The 239-nt window shown below is 80.3% G+C and carries 1 protein-coding gene; it reads left to right on the forward strand.

All coding sequences use genetic code 11. From position 1 onward, the window contains the following. Positions 1 to 239: hypothetical protein (locus KVT14_RS21230; protein WP_217617376.1), on the forward strand; the 239-nt coding region annotated here is incomplete at both ends.

The raw sequence follows: 239 nt of genomic DNA on the forward strand, positions 1-239 counted from the left end.
CCGTCGCGGACGCCCGGACCGAGTCGGCGGCCGAGCGGCTGCGCGCGGCGCCCGGCGTGATCACGACGACGGTGACCCCGCCGCTCGACCCCACGCCGATGGTGTCGCCGGGGCTGGCGACGGCGCTGTACGGCGGGGGGCACACGCAGGACGGGTTCGTCGCCGGGACGGTGGTCGGCGACGCGTCCGCCCCGGTGCGCGTCGGCGGGATCGCCCCCGCCGCCGGCGAGCAGGACTGG

Source organism: Cellulomonas sp. GbtcB1 (assembly GCF_019091725.1).
Taxonomy (GTDB): domain Bacteria; phylum Actinomycetota; class Actinomycetes; order Actinomycetales; family Cellulomonadaceae; genus Cellulomonas.